This window comes from Achromobacter sp., from assembly GCF_057314935.1.
The window spans coordinates 1-2284 of the sequence record NZ_DBHKZA010000185.1 but is presented as its reverse complement, the minus strand read 5'-3'; the positions used below and the strand labels follow the sequence as shown (position 1 = coordinate 2284).

Sequence of the window (2284 nt, the reverse complement as noted above, 5' to 3'; positions counted from 1 at the left end):
TGCCCTTGTTCAGCAGGTGGGCGCGGTCGCCCATGCCGGTATAGCTGGGCGCGTATACGCGGTGGCCGGCCGCCTGCAGGCGGTCCGCCACCGGGCGCCAGCACCAGCCGCCATGCCAGGAGCCATGGGCCAGCACATAGGTTTTGGCCTTCTTGGCCGGCGCGGCGGCAAGCGCCGCCGAACCCGCCGCCAGGGCGGGCAGCCCGGCGGCCAGTTTCAACAGGGTTCTGCGGGGAATCATCGTCATGGCATTACACCTGCGCCAGCGCCTGTTCCAGGTCGGCGATCAGGTCGTCGATGTGTTCGATGCCGATCGACAGGCGCACCGTCTCTTCGCGCACGCCGGCCTTTTGCAGCTCTTCGGGATTCAGCTGGCGGTGCGTGGTGGAGGCGGGGTGCGTGGCCAGCGACTTCGAATCGCCGATGTTGACCAGGCGCGTGAACAACTGCAAGGCGTCCTGGAAACGCGCGCCGGCATCGCGGCCGCCCTTCACGCCGAACGTGAACAGCCCCGGGACCTTGCCGCCCAGATACTTCTTCGCCAGCGCGTGATCGGGGTGATCCGGCAGGCCGGCGTAGTTCACCCATTCCACCTTTGGATGCTCACGCAGGAAATTGGCGACCTTGACGGCGTTTTCGACGATGCGGTCCACGCGCAGCGCCAGCGTTTCGATGCCTTGCAGGATCTGGAACGAGTTGAACGGCGAGATCGCGGCGCCCGTGTTGCGCAGCGGCACGACGCGCGCACGGCCGATGTAGGCGGCCGCGCCGAAGGCTTCGGTATAGACCACGCCGTGGTAGCTGACGTCGGGTTCGTTCAGGCGCTTGAAGCGGGCCTTGTGTTCGGCCCACGGGAACTTGCCGGAGTCGATGATGGCGCCGCCCAGGCTGGTGCCGTGGCCGCCCAGGTACTTCGTCAGCGATTGCACCACGATGTCCGCGCCGTGCTCGATCGGGCGCAGCAGGTACGGCGAGGGCACGGTGTTGTCCACGATCAGCGGCAGGCCATGGCGGTGGGCCACGTCGGCAAGCGCGGCGATGTCGGTGATGTTGCCCAGCGGGTTGCCGACCGATTCCGCGAAGATGGCCTTGGTGCGGTCATCGATCTGCGCTTCGAAAGCGGCCAGATCGCTGGGGTTGGCAAAACGCGTGGTGATGCCGTACTGCGGCAGCGTGTGCGCGAACAGGTTGTAGGTGCCGCCGTACAGCGTGCTGGACGAGACGATGTTGTCGCCCGCTTCGGCGATCGTCAGGATGGCGTAGGTGACCGCGGCCTGGCCCGAGGCCAGCGCCAGCGCGGCGATCCCGCCTTCCAGCGCCGCCACGCGCTGCTCCAGCACGTCGGTCGTGGGGTTCATGATGCGGGTGTAGATGTTGCCCGGCACCTTCAGGTCGAACAGGTCGGCGCCATGCTGCGTATCGTCGAACGCGTAGGCAACCGTCTGATAGATGGGCACGGCGACGGCGCGCGTGGTGGGGTCGGGCCGGTAGCCGCCATGCACGGCAACGGTTTCCAGGCGCCAGTTGGGCTTCTTCGGTTCAGTCATGTGTCTCTCCAGGAGATGCGTTATTGATGATTCAGATCAGACGCCAAGCGCGCGCACGGCGCGCAAGATGCGTTCGACGTCTGCATGATTGTTATAGGCGCCGACGGACAAGCGCACGTAACCATACTCCACTATGCTGGCCACCACGCCCGCCTGGCTCAAATGGGCCAAGGCGGCAGCGGGGTCGGCCACGCGCACTGCGGTGGTCGTGCTGCGCAGCGCGGCGTCGGGCGGCGACACCACGTGCGCGCCCAATGCGCGCAAGCCTTCGCTCAACGCTTGCGACAGTTCCAGCACCCAGGGTTCGATGCGGTCGGGTTGCGCGCCTTCGATCAAGTCCAACGCGCCCGCCAAGCCTGCGATGCCGGGATAGTTGAGATTGCCGGACTCCAGCCGGCGGGCATCGCCCGCGTCGGACACGCCCACCTGCCATTGCAGGCCGGACTTGTCCAACGTGGTCACGCCAGACGGGCCGATGTACAGCGGATCAAGCGCGTCCAGCAGCTTGGGCGACACGTGCAGGAAACCCACGCCCAGCGGACCCAGCAAGCCCTTGTGCGCACCGCACGCAAAGGCGTCCACGCGCCATTCGTCGACCTTGGCGCGCAGCAGGCCCGCGCCCTGGATACCGTCGACCACCAGCCATATGCCGCGTTGCGCACAGCGGCGGCCCAGTTCAGCGATGTCGGTGCGCAAGCCCGTGCCGTACTGCACCCACGACACCGCGATCAGGCGGG

General features: G+C 67.0%; 3 protein-coding genes. All 3 read right to left on the bottom strand.

What is annotated here, in order from left to right:
- Positions 1–247 (bottom strand): alpha/beta fold hydrolase (locus ACO6D5_RS29925; RefSeq protein WP_485827416.1); only part of this gene is annotated, 247 nt, incomplete at its 3' end.
- Between the two features lie 4 nt (positions 248–251).
- Positions 252–1547, bottom strand: a complete 1296-nt coding sequence (locus tag ACO6D5_RS29920; RefSeq protein WP_006223226.1) for an O-acetylhomoserine aminocarboxypropyltransferase/cysteine synthase family protein — start codon at positions 1545–1547, stop codon at positions 252–254.
- Positions 1548–1583: 36 nt separating this feature from the next.
- Positions 1584–2284: aminotransferase class V-fold PLP-dependent enzyme (locus ACO6D5_RS29915; protein ID WP_485827415.1), on the bottom strand; the 701-nt coding region annotated here is incomplete at its 5' end.

What these genes read in the sequence shown, in the direction of transcription:
- ACO6D5_RS29920 (WP_006223226.1), bottom strand. Translation starts at nt 1,547, where the DNA reads ATGACTGAACCGAAGAAGCCCAACTGGCGCCTGGAAACCGTTGCCGTG.